Source organism: Collinsella sp. CLA-ER-H9 (genome assembly GCF_040092295.1).
GTDB lineage: Bacteria > Actinomycetota > Coriobacteriia > Coriobacteriales > Coriobacteriaceae > Collinsella.
The window spans coordinates 1-18,323 of record NZ_JBBNLV010000023.1 but is presented as its reverse complement, the minus strand read 5'-3'; the positions used below and the strand labels follow the sequence as shown (position 1 = coordinate 18,323).

The window sequence follows — 18,323 nt, the reverse complement described above, 5'->3', positions numbered from 1 at the left end:
CATCTCCACCGTTCCTTCAACTGGGAAAACGGCGCCCCCGGGCCCCAGGAGGGGCCGCGGGGGCGTTCGGCTAACTGCGGGAATGGCCTATTTGCTCAATGTGTTCGGCTGAGATCGGAAATCAACCCCTTGCCGTGGCTAAGATTTCGTTTGGCCAATGGTGGAAGACCATTTGGAAGTTCTTCATCTTCATGGTCGTCTTTGGCCTGATCGTAACGGCAATCTCTGGCATGCTTCCGGTGTAGGTGGTTGTGATGTCTGATTGTTTGACGGTCCTGACGTCTAAGAGCGTCTTTACCGGTACGGGGGACCTGCCGTTTGAAGGTTTCGTAGCGGTCCGTGGCAATCGAATTGAGGCGGTTGGCACCAAGTGCGAGGTAGCTTCGTATTTGACCCAGGCGGACGAGGTAGTTGACCTGGGCGACCGCACCGTCATGCCCGGCCTGATCGATGTGCATACCTTCTATACGGGCTGGGCACTGCGGACGTTGGGGTCTGATCTGTCCGGCGTCGCTGATGCCAAAGAGGCCGTGTCGCTCTTGCGTGCATGGAAAGATGATCATCCGGATTGCGCGGCGGCTTTTGGCCACAACCTACCCGAAACGTTGGCATCGGATGCCGAGAACGCAAATACAGCAGCTGTGTTTGACGAGTGTTTTGGCGATATCCCCGTCGTCTGCTTTACACCGGGCGCGGAGACCTGCGTTCTCAATGCTGCCGCCAGTGCGCGATACGGTTTTACACCGCAGGCGTGCTATGCCGAGAAGATCTGGCGCATGATGAGCGATTTCCTCGCGCTGCCCGAGGTGCGCGCGGGGTATTCGGACTACATGAGCATGCTTAACGAGCGCGGCGTTACCGCCATCAAGGAGATGGCGTTTGATGACTACTACGGCTTTGCCGACGAAATGGCTCGCCGTGAGGAATCTGGTGAGCTGACGGTTCGCGTCTCTATGATGTCGCAGCCGGTGGGTGCCGGTGCAAATCTGGCATATGCCCGCGAGGCACGAGAGCGCTTCCGGGGACCGTTCGTTCGTTTTTCTGGCTTCAACCGTATGACCGATCGAGGCGTATGGGCGGGGCTTGCCGAGATGATTGACCCCTATGAGGACACGGCCGATGCGGGCGCTGCCGGCAAGACGGTTGTCGAGGAGCCCGAATGGGATCTGATTGAGAACGAGCTGCGTGCAATTGATGCTGACGGTTTCCGATATTCCTTGCATTGCCAGGGCGATGGCGCCGTTCGTCGCACCGTGGCGCTCTATGCCTCGCTGCCTCGAGACGAGCATGGACGGATGCTTCGCCGCCATGCGATTACCGATCTCGAGAACTCTGACCCGACCGATCTTGTCGAGTTTGGCAAGTTAGGTGGAATTTGCGAGGTCTATCCGCAGATTCTGACGCTGGACCGACGCGAGGATTGCCTGTCGATGATGCGTCGACAAATTGGCGAGACGCGACTTTTGCACAGCTGGAATCGCCGCGGCATGGAAGATTCCGGATGCACAGTGTGCTGTGGAACGGATTTGCCGCTGCTGATTCCGAGCCTGGGCGAGTCAATCTACAGCGCGTGCGGCGGATTCTTCGCCGACGGACTGCCTGTGAATGAGGTCAACACGCTGACGCTTGTCGAGCTCTTGCGCGCTTGGACTGCCGGGGGCGCGTACGATCTGATGCGCGAAGACGAGCTGGGTACGCTCGAGGTCGGCAAGCTTGCCGATATCTGCGTGCTCGATCGGGATGTGTTTGACCTCGATTATCGCGACGCACGCGATCTTGCGGTTGATATGACGATGTCGGACGGACAAATCGTGTTCGATCGAAATAAGGAGGCATAAGATGTCTGAATCCAAACCGACGCTGCGCCGCGAGCAGATTGCGGGCATGAATATCCACTACATCATGTGGTCGCTCGATTACTTCCTTGATGTGCAGCAGCGTTTGGGCTTTGAGTCCATTGAGCTGTGGTGCGCAGAGCCGCATGTGACGCTCGACCATACGGGCTACTTTGAGGCTGAGGTCCTGGCGAAAAAGGCTGCAGACCGTGGGCTTAGGTATCGTACTCTGTGCCCCGAGAACGTTGTCTATCCTTGGCAGTACTGCGCACGCAAGCCGCTGCATGAACAGCGCAGTCTGGCGTACTTTAAACACGGCATTGAGCTTGCCGAGGTACTTGGGTGCGACCGTATGTCCATCAACTCGGGCTGGGGCGACTGGGACGAGGACCGCGAGGAAGCCTGGAAGCGCAGCCGCGAGCACTTGTCCATTCTGGCGGAGTATGCCGGCGAGCACGGTCTGGTGCTCACGATGGAAAGCCTGCGTCCCGAGGAGAGCAACCTTGTGACGACGGTTTCCGATGCGAAGCGCATGATTGACGAGGTCGCGAGCCCGTACTTACAGCCCATGGTTGATACAACCGCGATGGGCGTTGCAGGCGAGACGCTCGAGGACTGGTTTGCCGCCTTTGGTGATGGGGCAATTCACGAGATGCACTTTATCGACGGTGACCCGTATGGCCATCTGGTGTGGGGCGATGGCAAGCACGATATGGACGCCTTCGTTGCCACACTCAACGCCCATGGTTTCGACGGCATGCTGGGCCAGGAAATCACGGACGGTCGTTACTACGATGACCCGGCGGCGGCTGATGCCAAGAACATGGCCGCATTCGAGAAATATCTGATTGACTAAAACAACTATCGGCCACGCAACCAACGTCATTGATTGCGGCCCAAACAAGAAAGGAACTGGATATGAACGCACACGATCTGATCAAAGAGGCAATTGCCGAGAAGGGCAAGTTCGACAGCGTCTACTGGATTGCTTGTGGTGGCTCCATGATCGATTTGATCCCGGCTCACGAGCTTCTGCAGCGCGAGGCAACCACCTTCACTTCGTATATCTATACGGCTCGCGAGTTCGATATCATGCGTCCGCGTCGTCTGGGCGAGAAGTCCCTGGTCATTGCTTGCAGCCACAGTGGCAACACCCCCGAGGTCGTTGAGGGCTGCGAGATTGCCCTTGCCGCCGGCGCTACGGTGATCGCCCAGACCGACAACGCTGGATCTAAGATCGACTCCGGCAAGTGGACCACGTGGGTCTACCCATGGGGCGAGGGCGTGCCGCAGGCTGAGGTCCCCGCTGGCATTTCGCTGTCGCTTGCGGCCGAGCTGCTCGATCAGCAGGAGGGCTACGCCGATCTTGCCGATATGTATGCCGGTATCGCCGAGATGGATAAGATTCTTCCCCCGGCACGTGAGAAGGTAAATGCCGAGCTGGGCGATCGTTTTGCCAAGCTTTGCCAGGAGCACGAGTTCTTCTATATTCTGGGCAGCGGTCCCAACTTTAGCCAGACCTACGGTTTCGCTATCTGCTCTCTTATGGAGATGCAGTGGCAGCACTGCAGCTACATCCACTCTGCCGAGTACTTCCATGGCCCCTTCGAGGCTACTCAGGATGGCGTTTTTTACTTCCTGCAGATGGGCTCCAGCGAGTGCCGTGCTATGGACGAGCGCGCCCTGGCGTTCCTTAAGACGCATACCGATACGCTGATGGTGCTCGATGCCAAGGAGTACGGTATGGAAGCCGTGCCGGCGAGCGTCCGTGCCTATCTGGACCCGGTGCTGTTCTACGCCATGAACTGCGAGCTGCGTGCTGCACGCGGCAAGGTGTTTGATCACGATCCCGATTTCCGTCGCTATATGGGTGTTGTCGAGTACTAGAAGGGACAAAGGCCATGGCATTTAACGTTAACGCGCTCGGATTTGGCGACAACGTCGTCGATCGCTACGAGCATATCCACACCATGTATCCTGGCGGCAACGCGGTGAACTTCGCCGTTTATGCCAAGAAATGCGGTGCCGCACGTTCCGCATACATGGGCATTTTTGGCAATGACGCCGCTGCCGAGCATGTCATTGCAAGCCTCGAGGATGAGGGTGTCGAGCTTGACAAGTGCGAGCAGATGATTGGCGAGAACGGAGCGGCTCGCGTGACCGTCGTTGACGGTGACCGTGTCTTCCTCGGCTCCAACGAGGGCGGTATCCGTGGCGATGCGCGCTATGTCCTCGATCGCTTTGACCTTGCGTACATGAAGCAGTTCGATGTGGTTCATTCGGGCAACTATTGCTTTACCGAGCGCGAGCTGCCCAAGCTGAAGGCTGCGGGCGTCACGGTCTCTTTTGACTTTTCGGACGACTCCACCGACGAGTACTACGAGCAGATTGCACCCTACGTCGATTTTGCCTTCTTTAGTGCGGCGGATGCCGCGAGTGAGGACGAGATTCGCGAGCGTCTGGCATGGGTGAAGGGCCTGGGTCCGCGTTTTGTGTCGGCTACGGCGGGTGCCGAGGGCTGCATTGCTTACGACGGCGAGCGTTATTACCGCCAGCTGGCTAAACCGGTAACGGACATGAAGGACACCATGGGAGCGGGCGACTCGTTCCTCACTTCGTTTTTGATGTGCTATCTCGATTCCGCCAAGCGTGGAGAGGATGGCGCCGAGGCTATCGAGCGCGCGCTCGACTTTGCTGCCGGGTTTGCCTCGACCGTGTGCGGCATGGAAGGTTCTTGGGGCCACGGAGCACCAATCGTCGAATAGCCGAGCGGTCCCGGGGAGGTGCAGGATCCTCCCCGGGACCTCGTGTGCAAAAAATGCCAAATATGAGTACTGTGACTAATTTAGTCGCAGCAAAATCAACCCCTTCAGACGTGATTTGAGCGTCTGGAGGGGTTTAAGATTTGCGAAAACGCAGGATGAATGACTGTAAAAGCTTTAATTAGCGGACAATCGAGGATTATTCTGGCGGTTGGAAAGTTAAAAGAAATGTATCCATTCCGGTAGCAGTACTCATATTTGGCATTTTTTGCACACCAGGGGTTAGCGAAGGTCAAAAAAAGAGCGCGCATTTGTTAAAACTATCGACTCGATGCGCTTTGCGTCGCAGTTTTTGAGCGAGGTGATGCGTTCTGAGGTCCTTGTGAGCGACCTGATGAGCGACTGCGCGCTTGTTTCTGTGTTTGGCTCGGCCGGCGCATCGGTCTCGAGCAGTAGGCGGTCGAGTGGAATCTGTCGTGCGTATTCGCGACCGCGCTTGGTCGCGAGCATGCGTTCGTTGACGGAAAAATAGCAGCCCGCATTACGCGCGCGGGTGAGTTCGTCCGAAGTGCCGCTAAACCAGTGGAAGATGATAGCGGGGGAGTCGGGGTTTGGGATGAGTAGTCCATGCGATTCGAGGACGTCCAGTACGGCTCCTGCCGAACGAACGGCGTGAATTGATATCACGCGCCCGGTAAGAGGATGCTGCACGAGCGCATCGCAGAGCCGGTTAAGTGCCTGTATTTGTAGCGGCTCACTTCCAGCAAAGCGCGCGGAAAAGTCGAGTCCGACTTCGCCGATGTAGCGTTCTTGGGCAGCAACTTCGCAAAGCAGATTGACTTCGGCAAAACCGCAGTGGCCATCGGCGAGCCACCAGGGGTGAAGCCCAACGCCGGCGATGATGCCCGGGTGGCGACGAGCGCGCTCGTTTGCGGCCGAAAAGTCGCGTGGATCGACGCCGCAATCAAATAGACCCAAGCCCAGCGCCGTTGCCTCATCGGCAACGGCGTCCGGGTGAGCCATTAAATCAAGATGGCAGTGTGCATCAAATAACCGGGGCTCCATCTCGGCGCGCTCCGCTAGTCCAAGCGCTGGCCATCGGCGCGCACGCGCTCGGTGCCGCGGCCACTGATCTGGCGGATAACCTCGCCGGCAATCATCTGGCCCATGATGGGCGGCATAAAGCTGGCGGTTCCGAGCTCGGTGCGCTCGTGGATATTGGAAGGGTCGCGGGGCTGTGTCTTAACCGATTCCTCGCAGCTAAACAGTACATGCAGACTCTTGATTCCGCGCTTCTTGCATTCTTTGCGCATGATGCGGCTCATGGGGTCACGTACCGTATCGAAAATGTCGGCAAAGCGGAGGCACTCGGGATGGAGCTTGTTGGCCCCGCCCATGGAGCTAACCAAACGAATGTCGTGGTCCTGAGCATATTTGGCAATGGTGAGCTTGGCCGAGATGGTGTCGATGGCGTCGACGACGTAGTCGAGCTTGCCGTCCGTCTGCTCCAAAACGCTCGCGAAGAACTCGTCGATATTGTCGCTCAACAGGTATTCGGTGCGCTTGATGACGGTAGCGGCTGGATTGATGTCGTGGATCATGGCTTCCATAACATCGACCTTGCGCTTGCCGATGGTGCTTTGAAAGGCGATGGCCTGGCGATTGATATTGCTGGGCGCGATGATGTCCTTATCCAGAATGACGAAATGACCAATGCCGCCGCGGGCAAGTGCCTCGCAGCAATTGGAGCCCACACCTCCGCAGCCGAGCACCAGCACCGTGGCGGCGGCGAGTTTGTCGAGTGCCTCGCGGCCCATGATGATCTCGAGCTTGGTGTCGCGTGTCTCGTTGGGGGTTGCGGCTGTGGTTTCGGTCATAGACATCCTCCGATGGGGAAGCGAATCGTGTTTTAGCTATCGTCATTATAGGTATTATCGCGATTCCATTTGAGCCCTAGGGGCTTGTTGAAATGAGGCAGTGATTCGCATAAGATGAAGCAGATGGCACCCGTTGCCGCGGGTTGGCCAACTCCCAAACACGTTTGTAGCGTGAGAAGTGGCCGTCTTCGCATTACGCGGGGGCGGCTATTTCATTCGACCTCCAATGTGGATGCCGAGCTCCACAGCCGCGATTACAAGCAATAACAACGTCAGGACATCGTCAATACTCATAGTCCATCTCCTTCTCGGGTAGAGGGAGCTGGCCCATCTGCTTCAACTTCCATTGTAGCTAAATACGAACGAATGTTCTATAGATGTTCCTGTATTAGATAGTTAGACAAACATCTAAATATCGAGTATAGTGTGCGCGTCATGAGAGATGATGAAAGGGGGTCTTATGCCGGGAGAGGGTTTTAAGACGCTTGCCGATCCAACGCGACGGCGCATTTTGGAGTTGCTGCGCGAGGGCAATTGCACGGCGGGGGAGCTTGCCGAGCATTTCGATATCAGTAAGCCGTCGCTGAGCCATCACTTGGCGACGCTCAAAAACGCCGGGTTGGTAACCGACGAACGTCATGGTCAAAACATCGTATACAGCTTAAACACTACCGTCATGCAGGACTTGATCGGTTGGTTTATGGGCTTTACAAACACGGAAGGTGATAAGGATGAATAACGAAAACAAGGGCATTCACCCCACGGGGGTATCGTCGCGCGTGTGGATTGCGCTGGTCGCTCTGTGCGTCGCCAATGTCGTAGCGCATCTCATGGTGATGCCGAGCTTGCCTGGGCAGATTCCCACGCACTGGGGCGCGAACGGCGCCGTCGACGGTTGGGGTCCCAGCTGGATGGCCTCCGCGCTCGGCGTGCTGCCTCTGGTGCTTCTCGCAATGTTCTGCGTGGTGCCGCGCATCGATCCCAAAGGTGAGGCATATCGAACCTCGGGCAAGTTCTATCAGGGCTTCGTAATCGCCTTCACCTTGTTCATGTGCGCCATAAGCTGGCTGGGAGAGCTTACGGTCTGGGGCGTGGTGCCGGCGGTCGGTTCGGTCAACGTGCTGATTTCCGGTGTTGTCGGTTTGCTGTTCATCGGCGTAGGCAACTACTTGCCGCGTGTGAAGCAGAACTATACGCTCGGTATCAAGACGCCTTGGGCGCTTGCCAATCCCGAGAACTGGCGCCGTACGCAGCGCTTTGGCGGTGCCTGCTTTATGGTGCTGGGTGTTGGCCTGATTGTGATGGGCGTGGCGGGTAGCGTGCTTTCGAGTGAAGTCGTCGCCGCGGTGATTGCGGTTCTGGCGTTTGGTTCAGCTGGAGCTGCCTACGTCTATTCGTATCTGCTGTGGCGCAAATCGCAGCGAGCCGCTCGTTAAGGTTGCGGAAAACTAGCGTACGCAGTTCATAGTATGTTCCGGGGGACTTTTCCCAGGTAGTATTAGGGGGTGTGGGCAACCATGCCCCTTTTTCGTTAAGTTTCAGAGCTGGTTTTCTCATTTCGTTTCCACTAAAGCGAATCAAGAATAGGGAAACAGCAGGTAGAAAGGATAGGACAGACATATGGCGGAGTTTATCTACCAGATGTATCAGGCTCGCAAGGCCCATGGCGACAAGGTAATCCTTGACGACGTGACCCTGAGCTTCTACCCCGGTGCCAAGATCGGCGTCGTGGGTCCCAACGGCATGGGCAAGTCGACCCTGCTCAAGATCATGGCCGGCATTGAGGAGGTCTCCAACGGCGATGCCAGGCTCACCCCCGGCTACACCGTGGGTATCCTGCAACAGGAGCCGCCGCTCGACGACGACAAGACCGTCATCGAGAACGTGCGCATGGCGTTTGGCGACATGATTGCCAAGGTCGATCGCTTCAACAAGATCGGCGAGGAGATGTGCGACCCGGACTGCGACATGGACGCCCTCATGGCCGAGATGGGCAAGCTCCAGGACGAGATCGACGCCGCTGATGGCTGGGATATCGATTCCAAGCTCGGCCAGGCCATGGACGCCCTGCAGCTGCCCGATTCCGACATGCCGGTCAACGTGCTTTCCGGCGGCGAGCGCCGTCGCGTGGCCCTGTGCAAGCTGCTGCTCGAGGCTCCCGACCTGCTGCTGCTTGACGAGCCCACAAACCACCTAGACGCTGAGTCGATCCTGTGGCTCGAGCACTTCCTTCACAACTACCAGGGCGCGGTGCTTGCCGTCACGCACGATCGCTACTTCCTGGATAACGTTGCCGAGTGGATCTGCGAGGTCGACCGCGGTCACCTTTATCCCTACAAGGGCAACTACTCCACGTATCTGGAGACCAAGGCCGCCCGTATCGAGGCGCAGGGCAACCGCGACGCCAAGCTCGCCAAGCGCATGGAGGCCGAGCTCGAGTGGGTACGCAGCTCGCCCAAGGCTCGCCAGGCCAAGAACAAGGCTCGTCTGGCTCGCTACGAGGAGATGGAGGCCGAGGCCCGCGCAAGCCAGAAGCTCGACTGGACCGATATCCGCATTCCCGTTGGACCGCGTTTGGGTAACAAGGTGCTCGAGGCCCATCACCTGCACAAGGAATTCGACGGTCGCGTGCTCATCGACGACCTTTCGTTCACCCTGCCGCGTAACGGCATCGTGGGCGTCATCGGCCCCAACGGTGTCGGCAAGACCACGCTCTTCAAGACCATCGTGGGTTTGGAGCCGCTGACTTCGGGCGAGCTCGAGGTGGGCGAGACCGTCAAGATTTCTTACGTCGACCAGAACCGTTCCGGCATCGACCCCGATAAGAACCTATGGGAGGTCGTCTCGGACGGCCTGGACCACATGATGGTCGGCGAGACCGAGGTTCCGAGCCGCGCGTACGTGGCGAGCTTTGGCTTTAAGGGCCAGGACCAGCAGAAGCGCGCCGGCGTACTCTCCGGTGGCGAGCGCAACCGTCTGAACTTGGCGCTCACGCTCAAGCAGGGCGGCAACCTGCTGCTCCTCGACGAGCCCACGAACGACCTCGACGTCGAGACGCTGTCCTCGCTCGAAGCGGCGCTGCTCGAGTTCCCGGGCTGCTCGGTGGTCATTAGCCACGACCGTATGTTCCTGGACCGCGTCGCCACGCACATCCTGGCGTGGGAGGGCACCGACGAGAATCCGGGCAACTGGTATTGGTTCGAGGGCAACTTCGAGGCCTATCAGGCCAACCGTATCGAGCGCCTGGGCGAGGACGCAGCCCAGCCGCATCGTATTCACCGCAAGCTGACGCGTGACTAGTAGCAAGTAGAAAGGCCGCCAGCAAGGGCGGCCTTTCTTGTAGCAATTGCACTGCAGCTATGCCCTGGCTGCTGGTTTGATTCATAATCAAAGTCATCTCTTTGGGATTAAAGCCCGTTTTTGCTATGAGTGATTTTCTAATTCCGTTTAAAACGTAAAGACGTATTGGGTTACAAGGACATAAGCAAATCGAATTGAAATATAACCAGTGCTGTAACGTTACAAAAAAGGTTATAGAATAGGAGTATCTTATAAGTCGCTCCTCTAGAAAGAAGAACATATGCTTTCGCGTCGTCGTTTTCTGCAACTTGTCGCGTCTTCAATTGTCGCCTTAGCCGCACGTCCGAAAGAGGTTTTTGCTTCGACGGGCAATATTGATGGTGAGCAGATACAATTTACTTCAGAAATTGCGCAAGAGCTTGCCGATAAATATATAAAGGGACTCCTCGGCTCTTCGTATACGCCTTCTGACCCTATTCCTTTTGTAGACGTTGATGGGTCCCCGCTTGGCTACATTGTTCCGGTTGTGACATTCAATAGAGCCGCGGGCTATTTGGTTTTAGATGCTTCAGATGATGAAATACTTACGGGATATCGTTTTGGAGACGGCTTAGTCAGCCCTATGGATCGGGGAGGAGATCTTGGTGTTGAGTCTTATTCTTTCAATAACCCAGTCGTAATGATCAATCCATTCGAATTCGGTGTGCAATCTTTGGACGGTTCAATAACAACAAATTGCGGAAGAACAATCCCGGCTGTTTCCATAGAAGGACGGCCTGTCGTTTTATCGAATAAACCTTCAAGCTGGAACGATGTCGTAATTTACGCAACTCAAATGCAGGATTACACAGTATCTGGATTTCGTTCCATTTCTCAGTTTATGTCATATGATGAAAGCGAGATTAAGAGGCTTACTGCCCACTATGCTTGTATGGTGACCGCTTTTTCGAACGTTGCGGAACTGTATGGCATTGCCAATTTATATAGCGACCCTTCGCAATATATGCAGATATGGAATTACACCAATACCCATGCTCTTTCCGCTGAAGAACAGACTGTTCCCGGCGTTGTTTTGGGCGGAACGCCGATATCAACCTGTGCAACGGGGTTTACAAATTACTGCGCAAGCAGAGGAAGTGCTCTTATCGCCCGCACTGTCTCCTCTCCGGCTATCGCGAGCATTCAAAATGAGATTAACTCTAATAGACCGAATGTTTTACATGCGAGTTTGTACAACGGATCAGCCCATTCTGTAACAGCGGAGGCTTACGCCACACTTACTGGTAAGAAAACTGGAGAGACAAGGCAGATGATTGGCATAGCGGACGGCTGGAATTCATCTTTATCCTTCCTGAAGTATGATCAGAGCTATTATGCGTGGACTTATGGAACGACTTTTTCGAAGTAGGGCGATTCGTCTAGCTCTGTCTTTGGTGCTGATGGCTTCATTGGTGGGCTGTTCAACAAAGGAAGAGATATCGCGCGGAGGTTCCGGAGAAGTGACTGCGACAGACTCAGGTTCATTAGAAATAGCTGGCGGGCATGCCGATGTGATGTTACAAGGAAAAGGCGTGCTTAGGTCGATTGATGCTGGAGACGCTGTCTGCTCAATAGAGGATTTGAAGACAGGTGAAACTGCATCGTACCGAGTTTCAGATAATGCTGCGAATATGATTGAGTCGATACCGACCGGAGCGCAGGTTTCTTTTAGATACTTTGCTCCGCAACTTGAGGATGAGCTTGCTTCTCTGGTGTCTATATGCGCCGATGACAACTAAAAGGCCTGAATTCAAACGGCCTCGGATGGTCAATTGGCTATCCGAGGCCGTTTTTTACTCGACCGGGGCTTCGACCTTGTCGATGGCCCAGGTGGCTCCGAGGCCGCCGGTGGTGTTGCGGCGAATGCGTACGGTGACTTCGTGGCGTTTGCCGGCCTGTGTGTAGCGCAGGGGGAAGCACGCGCGGTTACGGCCGGCCTCGATGGTACCGCGCTCGCGAGCGATCCAGTAGTACTCGCCGACGATGCCGAGGGTGTCAGCGCCGTAGGGGAGATAAGTCGACAGCTGGTGCAGCAGCGGGCTAGGGCAGAAGACCTCGGTCGCGAAATCGATGGGGAAGTCCCCGGGGATGGTCGGTGCTGCGGGAGCGGGGGCCGGTGCTGAATTGGGGACCGGAGTCGGTGCCGGTGTGGGAGCCTGGTCACAGGCGGGTGCGGATGCGGACTCAATGACAGGTGCAGACTCAGATGCCGCTTCTGGCTTAGCTATGGAATCTGTCGGTTCCACGGAGATGGACGTGTCTTCGGTCCCGGTTTTGGCATCGGCCTGCGGAGTGTCCTCTGCCTCGACGTTCGGCTTGGCCTCGACCGGCGTGGATACCATGGTGGTGATGCCGGCGTTGGCGTTCTCGGGGTCGTAGACAACCGTGAGCGAGATGGCAGGCTGGGGCGCCTCGGGCTCCGGTGTTGCCTCGGCAGCATCTTGATCCGCGAGCTCGTCGGACTGATTGTCCTCGGTGTTGTCGCCAAAGACATCGTGGTTCTGGAACACGGGCGCCTCGGGCTGGCCAGCCGCCTCTTCGGTTGTCGACTTGGATGCCTCGTTGAGCTCCACAGCGGCTTCCTGCTCTGGCATGACTTCGGGATCGGTCATGGCGGCGATTTCGGTTTCGGCTTCTGCTGCCACCTCAATAGCGACTTCGATCTCTGTCTCGGGCTCGGGCTCCGGCACAGCTTCAACCGCGGCTTCTGGTTCGGGACGCTTAACGTGCTTGGGGCGCACAGCCTTGAGGTCCTTCTCACCGCGCTTTTTCTTTTTGTAGGACTGCTTAGCGCCCTTGGCGGTCTTGGGCTTGTCCTCGCCCTTGGCAAGGGCGGCATCCCAGGCCTCGTTGGCGATGACGGTGGCATACAGGCGACCGCCCTTAAAGACGGTCAGCTTAATGCAGTCGTCAAGCTCTTCGAGCAGCTCGCGCGTGGATTCGAAGCCCAGGTCATAAGCGGTCATGTCGCCAGCGGCGAGCGCCTCTTCGACCTGCGTCATAAACGTTTGCTTGCCGCATCCAATCGCATCGCGCAGCAGGCGATACAGATAGATGTGGTTGCCCAGTGAAAGCGTGGGCCTAACTATTGTCTTGCTCATGGCAAATCTCCTCTTTACACATGTAAAGCATCTTACCATCGCATGGCGCTCGCCATGGCGGCGCCCAAGGCAAACGGGCGCGAACCGCTGTCGATTCGCGCCCGTTATACAGGTCGGTTATCTATGAGAGGCAAATGTGCCTAGTTGCCCGATGTCGCGCCTTGGCTTGAACTGTCAGATGCCGTGCCGGACGCGGTTCCGCTCGAGCTGTTGGTGTTGCTGTTGTCGGTAGATCCCGTACTCGGTGTATTGCCATTCGCCTGGTCGCCCGTGCTCGGTTGAGAGCCGTCAGTCGTTTGACTTGAGTCAGTCGTGCCGGATTGCGTGCCGCTGTTGTTCGCAGAGGAATCGACGCCCTGCGATTGGTTTTGGGTGTTCGAGGACGAATTGGCAGAGGTAGAACTGTCTTGCGTATCGTCCGTCTGTGCCTGCTGATCCTGCGACTGGGTGTTGCCATTTGCATCGCTCTCGGTCGTGCGCGACGAAAGGATTGGCTCGGGGCGCTCGCCCAGGCCCTCACCGGCAGTGGTGACAAGGATGGCGCCGGCGCAAGCGATGACCGCGACGATGGCGATGGCGATCGAGAAGACGATAACCTTCTTCTGCGTCTGGCTGCGCTCTGCCGCCGCCTTGGCGCGCAGGCTGTTGGGGGCGACGCGCGCCGTGGTCGCGCGCCCCGCAATCTGGCGCATCTCCTGCGTAGTCGCGGCGCCGCCCAGGTGCTCCTCGGCATTCAACTCAACGGGCTCATAGGCGCCGGCAGGGTAGTCGTTGGCGGCGTGCGTACCTTTGAGGGCTTCGGCGCTGGCAGAGATAAAGTGGCGGTAGACCTGCGAGGACACAACAGTGATGACTGAGCTCACAGCGGCACCAATCACCGAGCCGGCAATGCCGATCTTTGAAGCAAGCGCCACGCTCGTGGCGGCAGCTGCGGCGCCGGCGATGATCTGGGGAATGGAAATGTCATCGAACAGGCCCTTTTTGGGCGCGATGGCCATGGTCTGTCCGATGGAATGGTTCTCGTGCACGCCGTTGTTGAGCGATGCCGGCGTCATGACGCGCGTGCGCGGCGCGTCGGTGTACTTGGTTGTCATACGGGGTCCTCCCGGTGTAAATCTACTTCGTTTCGTGTAGCCATCAGGGTACCCACCAGATGTGAATCGTACGTGACATTTAACAGATACCATCAACTCATCAAGGGGGCCTGCTGTCTTTGGTGCAATAGCTTGATGCTAAACTGGATTTACTATTGCGAGGTGGTTTACGTGATGTACCCGTATATGACATTCGAAGATGGTACCGAGGTCATTCATTCTGACCTGATTACAGATGGCGATATCGAAAAGGTTATCGTGCATTTTGAGCGACCGACGGCAGAGGGCTTCGACTCCGCTCGTTGTGAGTTGCCTTCCTGTTCGTGGACTGACTGGGAAGGGCATTTTACTCAGAGTGAAAAACGAGCTTTCGAAGAGTGTCTGAGCAAATAATTTAGATTAGTTCGAGTTTAGTTCGAATAAAGAAGCTGAATGCGATGGCCTAAAGCGTATGCATTTTTAGTATTAGATGCGTATGAAATGGAGGATGTGAATGGATGAGCTAATAGACTTTAAAAAACGATTTCTCAAGAATGGCGAGCTGGTTTCAATTCCAAAAAAGGAAAGCTATAAATGAATCATGCTACTATGGGCCGTCTCTTTCTTTGAATTAAATACAAGTTATACGGAGCTTCAGGTTAATCGTGTGCTGTCACAGCTCTATCCTGATTATGCCGTGTTGAGGCGGTACTTGGTTGATTATGGATTCCTATTAAGGGATGAACGAGGCCTGAAATACGAGGTTAATCGTGATGTTCACGGTATTGAGAGCTAGCCGTCCGGTTCGGGTCCTATATATTGCTAGAGGGATAAGCGAAATAGGCAATTGGTGTGCGAATATTGCTTTGCCAATGCTGATTTACGAGGTAACTCACGATGTTTCTGCAACTGCTTTGATGGTCTGCTGCAGATTTGCCCCCTCTCTGTTTTCAGTTGCGCTCGCGCAGCTGCCTCAGAAGATGGGTATCGGGACACTGCAGGCCATGAGATTGGCAGACTTAATTCGCGCGGGATTATTCGTTTGCTATATTTTTGTTGATAGTAAATGGAGTATGTTTGCTATTACGTGCGCGGTATCGCTTTGCCGAACGGTAGAAATGCCCTGCTTTTACTCGTTGTTAAGAGCCAATACGAATAGTATCAATCGCGACGTAATTAATAATTCGTTTGGGTTCCTGCAGAATTTGATGATGGTTCTGGGGCCAGTTGCCGGCGGTTTTGTTGTCGCTCAATTTGGGGCGGAGGCTGTTCTTGCATTAGACGCGCTTTCTTTTGCCGCGTCGTTCTGGTTGCTGCGAGATGTTCCGTCGGTTATCGAGGTTAATGATAAAGAGGGAATAAGCAAAAATGAAAAAAACAGGACTGCATTTAGTGATCTTAGCGCGAAGCACTTGGCAATTGGTTTCCTATTAATCGATATTTCTAGTGGCGTGGCATTCGGCTCTCTGAATTCTCTTTTGCCAGCTATAGCGCAATTGCAATTTGACTCGTCATCGATACAATATGGATTCCTTCAGAGTAGTCTTACAATCGGACTGTTGTTCGGAAATACAATATACGGTCGTTTAATCAGTGGTTCCGATTGCGTTAAATCATATTGTTTTGTGACGTATCTTGCGCTCGGTGCGTATCTGGCGTTTGGCTATCGCTATGCGTCTGGGATATCGTTTATTTTCCTTTTTATCGTCGGTGCCGGAAACGCCATTCAAGATGTGCTTCTCATAACATCGCTGCAGGATTTGGCGAGAGACGGATCTGAATCGATAAGCCTGTTTTCAATTAGGGAGTCTTTGCAATCGGTTGCTGTTGTTATTTCAACACTTCTTGTTTCGCTGTTCACGAGCATCGCGATGTTCTCAATTCTCGTTACAGGACTTGGTGTATTTTCAATTATGATGGTAGTTGTGTTTCAATTGAATTATTTGCGAAAGATGTGACGTTGATATGCCTAAAACGCTTTTAGTATTTCCCCCAGGATGGAGTCCAGTGGGGCCGTATCTTGCCTTGCCTGTTTTGAAGTCATATCTTCAAGAGGTTGAACAATACAAAGTTGACATTGTTGACTTAAACGTGGAATTTTACGATGACCTCCTATCTTTTAGACATGTCGAAGAGTGCTGTAAAAGGTATCGGGAATCAAAGGATTCGTTTAGTTCGAATGTTCAATTGACAATCGAGTTGATACAAAAGTCGGCACTTAATGTTGACGAGGCAAAAGATATTTTCAGATCGAAGAGATAGTGTAATCTAAAAGAAAGACAATATGCTGAAAACATTTTTAGAAATGCACTCTATATCATAAATCACGTCTCATATGGAGTTAAATACACGTTCAACTCCATAGATCTGCCCTATGATTATTATTCGACACCAGAAATAATGAAATCGCTTGCGGATACCTTGCATAATCCGTTTATTTCCTTCTATGAAACTGCCTTTCTTAAGCGTATTCAGAGGGAAAAAATCGAGTTTATTGGGATTTCGGTGAGCGGCTGTTTCCAATTGATTTCTGCAGTTACGTTAGCGAAACTGATTAAAGAAGAATGTCCATCTGTTAAACACGTCTCATTGGGCGGCAATTACATTACTCGTTTAGCAGATGACTGCATGAAAGAATGGCATCCCTTTTTTGAATACATTGATTCGATAATGATGTATGACGGCGAAGAGCCGCTTGCACGTCTTCTTGAGGCTCTTGACTCTGGTGATGACAATCTCGACTGTGTTCCAAACCTTTGCCATGCTAAAGGTGGAAAGATATATAAAAACCATCGGATTGAGCAAACATTTATCAACGATACAGTTCCCGATTTCGATGGCTTCGCCCTTTCTAAATACTTCATGCCTGAGCTAATATTGCCGGTTTATTCCTCTAGGCAGTGTTTTAATCATTGCGCCTTCTGCACCATTCCCGGTGCTACCGGTGGTTGTTACCGAAAGATGCCTATATCGAGAGTATTTGAAATAATGTGTCGGTTAAATGAAAAATACGGCACGAGAGTTTTCTCTTTTGTGGATGAAACATTCGAAGGCAAAAGAATGGAGCAACTCGCGGATGAAATAAACGCATCGGGAAAAACGTTTTTCTGGCATGGAGAAACGAGGTTCTCTCCAACCCTAAGTACAGACGTTTTTAACAAGATATACCAAAGTGGATGTAGGCAGATTCAGTTTGGCCTCGAGTCATACAACCAAAGAGTTCTTGATCTAATGAAGAAGAACACGAGAGTTGATTGGATTGATCGCAATATCCATGATTGTCTCAATGCGGGTATTCCTGTTCATCTATTTTTTATGATTGGCTTTCCGACCGAAACTAAAGAAGAGGCTCTGAACACCTTAGCTTATACAGAGAATGTTTTGAATTATTCAAAACAGGTATGTGGTGTTCCATATTCCACGAGAGGATTTACGAATTTTGGTCTCGTTATGGGGTCGGATGTTTGGAATCATCCCGATAAGTATGGTGTCTCTGTAATGCCGAAGTCCCAATATGAGGATTTGCGCCTCGAAGTGGATTATGTTTCAGGCACTGGTTTAACTTTAAATGAAGCAAAATCCTTATCTGATGAGCATCATATTGATTTTTATATGCAAGAGGTCATAAACGGTAGCGACACAATTGACTTGCCCCAGCGGCTTCATATTTCAGAGGTGACCTGGATCCTAGATTCTATTCACGCTGTCAGGTATAAGGGACATTTGACCAAAGTAAAGCGACGGCTAACTAGTCTAAATCCAGCTGATCGAATCTGGCTGGATTCCAAGACCTCTGTCGTGCTCGTTGAGCCATTTGCCTACTTCTATAATTCTGAATACCATCATGTCTATGCTGTTTCCCAGTTGGTATACCTTAAGTTGGCCCGTTTATTGGAGGCCGATTGTAGCATTTCTCTTATTCTTGATCAGGGCGACCTCGAGCTGACAAGGGCGATAGAAGAACTGTTGCATTATGGATTGCTGAATACAAATATCGATGCCGATTATGTAATGCACGATAATGGTTTTCAATTGGTTAAAAGTTCGTTTGTTAAAGAAGTCGGACGCTCAAAAGAGGGGTTAAGAGTACTGCTGAGTTGTGCCACCCATAGAATGTGTGCGGTTAATGATTATTCGTTCGCTTTGCTTTCGTTGTTTGAAAAGCCGATTACTAAGAACGAGGTGCGCGACATTTTGAAAAAAGAGGGAGGTTGATTTTCAATCTCAACGCAACAGCCTGAACGGGCCCCGCGTTTCCGCAGCTAGCGCAACGCGGGAATAGCTCCCGGCACCTGGCCGTCGCATCGTTTCCGCAGGTGGAGAGGCTATGAAGGCC

At 53.7% G+C, this 18,323-nt stretch carries 15 protein-coding genes; 11 read left to right on the top strand and 4 right to left on the bottom strand.

Going from position 1 to position 18,323, the window contains the following annotated elements; genetic code table 11:
• Positions 1 to 254: 254 nt before the first annotated feature.
• From AAAX73_RS09415 to AAAX73_RS09400, 4 genes are all read left to right on the top strand, one after another.
• A complete protein-coding gene (locus AAAX73_RS09415) occupies positions 255 to 1,838 on the top strand; it encodes an amidohydrolase family protein (protein ID WP_349125743.1) in 1,584 nt (527 codons plus the stop codon).
• Between the two features lies 1 nt (position 1,839).
• The gene (locus AAAX73_RS09410) at positions 1,840 to 2,691 is read left to right on the top strand and encodes a sugar phosphate isomerase/epimerase family protein (protein WP_117745875.1); all 852 of its coding nucleotides are present in this window, start codon (positions 1,840 to 1,842) and stop codon (positions 2,689 to 2,691) included.
• Between the two features lie 62 nt (positions 2,692 to 2,753).
• Positions 2,754 to 3,722 carry an SIS domain-containing protein gene (locus AAAX73_RS09405; RefSeq protein ID WP_022094440.1) on the top strand — a complete coding sequence of 323 codons (969 nt, stop codon included), beginning with the start codon at positions 2,754 to 2,756 and terminating at the stop codon, positions 3,720 to 3,722.
• A gap of 14 nt (positions 3,723 to 3,736) precedes the next feature.
• Positions 3,737 to 4,600: a PfkB family carbohydrate kinase gene (locus AAAX73_RS09400; RefSeq protein WP_138374647.1), complete on the top strand. Its 864-nt coding sequence runs from the start codon at positions 3,737 to 3,739 to the stop codon at positions 4,598 to 4,600.
• 279 nt (positions 4,601 to 4,879) lie between these two features.
• On the opposite strand, the gene AAAX73_RS09395 is transcribed toward AAAX73_RS09400, so the two are convergent.
• Together AAAX73_RS09395 and AAAX73_RS09390 are read right to left on the bottom strand one after the other, a co-directional pair.
• Positions 4,880 to 5,662, bottom strand: a complete 783-nt coding sequence (locus AAAX73_RS09395) for a TatD family hydrolase (RefSeq protein ID WP_118081837.1) — start codon at positions 5,660 to 5,662, stop codon at positions 4,880 to 4,882.
• Between the two features lie 14 nt (positions 5,663 to 5,676).
• Positions 5,677 to 6,474 (bottom strand): tRNA threonylcarbamoyladenosine dehydratase, encoded by a 798-nt coding sequence (locus AAAX73_RS09390; protein WP_118081834.1) that lies wholly within the window; start codon positions 6,472 to 6,474, stop codon positions 5,677 to 5,679.
• Positions 6,475 to 6,934: 460 nt separating this feature from the next.
• Between AAAX73_RS09390 and AAAX73_RS09385 the strand changes: the two genes are divergently transcribed.
• From AAAX73_RS09385 to AAAX73_RS09365, 5 genes are all read left to right on the top strand, one after another.
• Entirely contained in the window at positions 6,935 to 7,213 is a 279-nt protein-coding gene (locus tag AAAX73_RS09385) for an autorepressor SdpR family transcription factor (protein ID WP_349125742.1), read from the top strand.
• Positions 7,206 to 7,910 carry an SdpI family protein gene (locus AAAX73_RS09380; RefSeq protein ID WP_349125741.1) on the top strand — a complete coding sequence of 235 codons (705 nt, stop codon included), beginning with the start codon at positions 7,206 to 7,208 and terminating at the stop codon, positions 7,908 to 7,910. Before AAAX73_RS09385 ends, AAAX73_RS09380 begins: the two co-directional genes overlap by 8 nt.
• A gap of 184 nt (positions 7,911 to 8,094) precedes the next feature.
• On the top strand, positions 8,095 to 9,774 hold the full coding sequence (gene ettA, locus AAAX73_RS09375; protein WP_055251458.1) for an energy-dependent translational throttle protein EttA: 1,680 nt from the start codon (positions 8,095 to 8,097) through the stop codon (positions 9,772 to 9,774).
• Positions 9,775 to 10,054: 280 nt separating this feature from the next.
• Positions 10,055 to 11,182: a hypothetical protein gene (locus AAAX73_RS09370; protein WP_147344724.1), complete on the top strand. Its 1,128-nt coding sequence runs from the start codon at positions 10,055 to 10,057 to the stop codon at positions 11,180 to 11,182.
• Positions 11,160 to 11,552: a hypothetical protein gene (locus AAAX73_RS09365; protein WP_147350680.1), complete on the top strand. Its 393-nt coding sequence runs from the start codon at positions 11,160 to 11,162 to the stop codon at positions 11,550 to 11,552. Before AAAX73_RS09370 ends, AAAX73_RS09365 begins: the two co-directional genes overlap by 23 nt.
• A gap of 54 nt (positions 11,553 to 11,606) precedes the next feature.
• Here the strand turns inward: AAAX73_RS09365 and AAAX73_RS09360 are convergent, their stop codons facing one another.
• Complete coding sequence (locus AAAX73_RS09360) at positions 11,607 to 12,914, bottom strand: hypothetical protein (RefSeq protein ID WP_055251462.1); 1,308 nt, start codon at positions 12,912 to 12,914, stop codon at positions 11,607 to 11,609.
• Positions 12,915 to 13,054: 140 nt separating this feature from the next.
• Complete coding sequence (locus AAAX73_RS09355) at positions 13,055 to 14,008, bottom strand: hypothetical protein (protein ID WP_118081828.1); 954 nt, start codon at positions 14,006 to 14,008, stop codon at positions 13,055 to 13,057.
• Between the two features lie 752 nt (positions 14,009 to 14,760).
• Between AAAX73_RS09355 and AAAX73_RS09350 the strand changes: the two genes are divergently transcribed.
• Together AAAX73_RS09350 and AAAX73_RS09345 are read left to right on the top strand one after the other, a co-directional pair.
• On the top strand, positions 14,761 to 15,945 hold the full coding sequence (locus tag AAAX73_RS09350) for an MFS transporter (RefSeq protein ID WP_082435530.1): 1,185 nt from the start codon (positions 14,761 to 14,763) through the stop codon (positions 15,943 to 15,945).
• 442 nt (positions 15,946 to 16,387) lie between these two features.
• Positions 16,388 to 18,202 carry a radical SAM protein gene (locus AAAX73_RS09345; RefSeq protein WP_349125740.1) on the top strand — a complete coding sequence of 605 codons (1,815 nt, stop codon included), beginning with the start codon at positions 16,388 to 16,390 and terminating at the stop codon, positions 18,200 to 18,202.
• Positions 18,203 to 18,323: the final 121 nt, after the last annotated feature.

Excerpts from the sequence above, each read along its gene's own strand:
- AAAX73_RS09415 (WP_349125743.1), top strand. The coding sequence starts at position 255 with ATGTCTGATTGTTTGACGGTCCTGACGTCTAAGAGCGTCTTTACCGGT.
- AAAX73_RS09410 (WP_117745875.1), top strand. The coding sequence starts at position 1,840 with ATGTCTGAATCCAAACCGACGCTGCGCCGCGAGCAGATTGCGGGCATG.
- AAAX73_RS09405 (WP_022094440.1), top strand. The coding sequence starts at position 2,754 with ATGAACGCACACGATCTGATCAAAGAGGCAATTGCCGAGAAGGGCAAG.
- AAAX73_RS09400 (WP_138374647.1), top strand. The coding sequence starts at position 3,737 with ATGGCATTTAACGTTAACGCGCTCGGATTTGGCGACAACGTCGTCGAT.
- AAAX73_RS09395 (WP_118081837.1), bottom strand. The coding sequence starts at position 5,662 with ATGGAGCCCCGGTTATTTGATGCACACTGCCATCTTGATTTAATGGCT.
- AAAX73_RS09390 (WP_118081834.1), bottom strand. The coding sequence starts at position 6,474 with ATGACCGAAACCACAGCCGCAACCCCCAACGAGACACGCGACACCAAG.
- AAAX73_RS09385 (WP_349125742.1), top strand. The coding sequence starts at position 6,935 with ATGCCGGGAGAGGGTTTTAAGACGCTTGCCGATCCAACGCGACGGCGC.
- AAAX73_RS09380 (WP_349125741.1), top strand. The coding sequence starts at position 7,206 with ATGAATAACGAAAACAAGGGCATTCACCCCACGGGGGTATCGTCGCGC.
- ettA (WP_055251458.1), top strand. The coding sequence starts at position 8,095 with ATGGCGGAGTTTATCTACCAGATGTATCAGGCTCGCAAGGCCCATGGC.
- AAAX73_RS09370 (WP_147344724.1), top strand. The coding sequence starts at position 10,055 with ATGCTTTCGCGTCGTCGTTTTCTGCAACTTGTCGCGTCTTCAATTGTC.
- AAAX73_RS09365 (WP_147350680.1), top strand. The coding sequence starts at position 11,160 with ATGGAACGACTTTTTCGAAGTAGGGCGATTCGTCTAGCTCTGTCTTTG.
- AAAX73_RS09360 (WP_055251462.1), bottom strand. The coding sequence starts at position 12,914 with ATGAGCAAGACAATAGTTAGGCCCACGCTTTCACTGGGCAACCACATC.
- AAAX73_RS09355 (WP_118081828.1), bottom strand. The coding sequence starts at position 14,008 with ATGACAACCAAGTACACCGACGCGCCGCGCACGCGCGTCATGACGCCG.
- AAAX73_RS09350 (WP_082435530.1), top strand. The coding sequence starts at position 14,761 with ATGTTCACGGTATTGAGAGCTAGCCGTCCGGTTCGGGTCCTATATATT.
- AAAX73_RS09345 (WP_349125740.1), top strand. The coding sequence starts at position 16,388 with ATGAAATCGCTTGCGGATACCTTGCATAATCCGTTTATTTCCTTCTAT.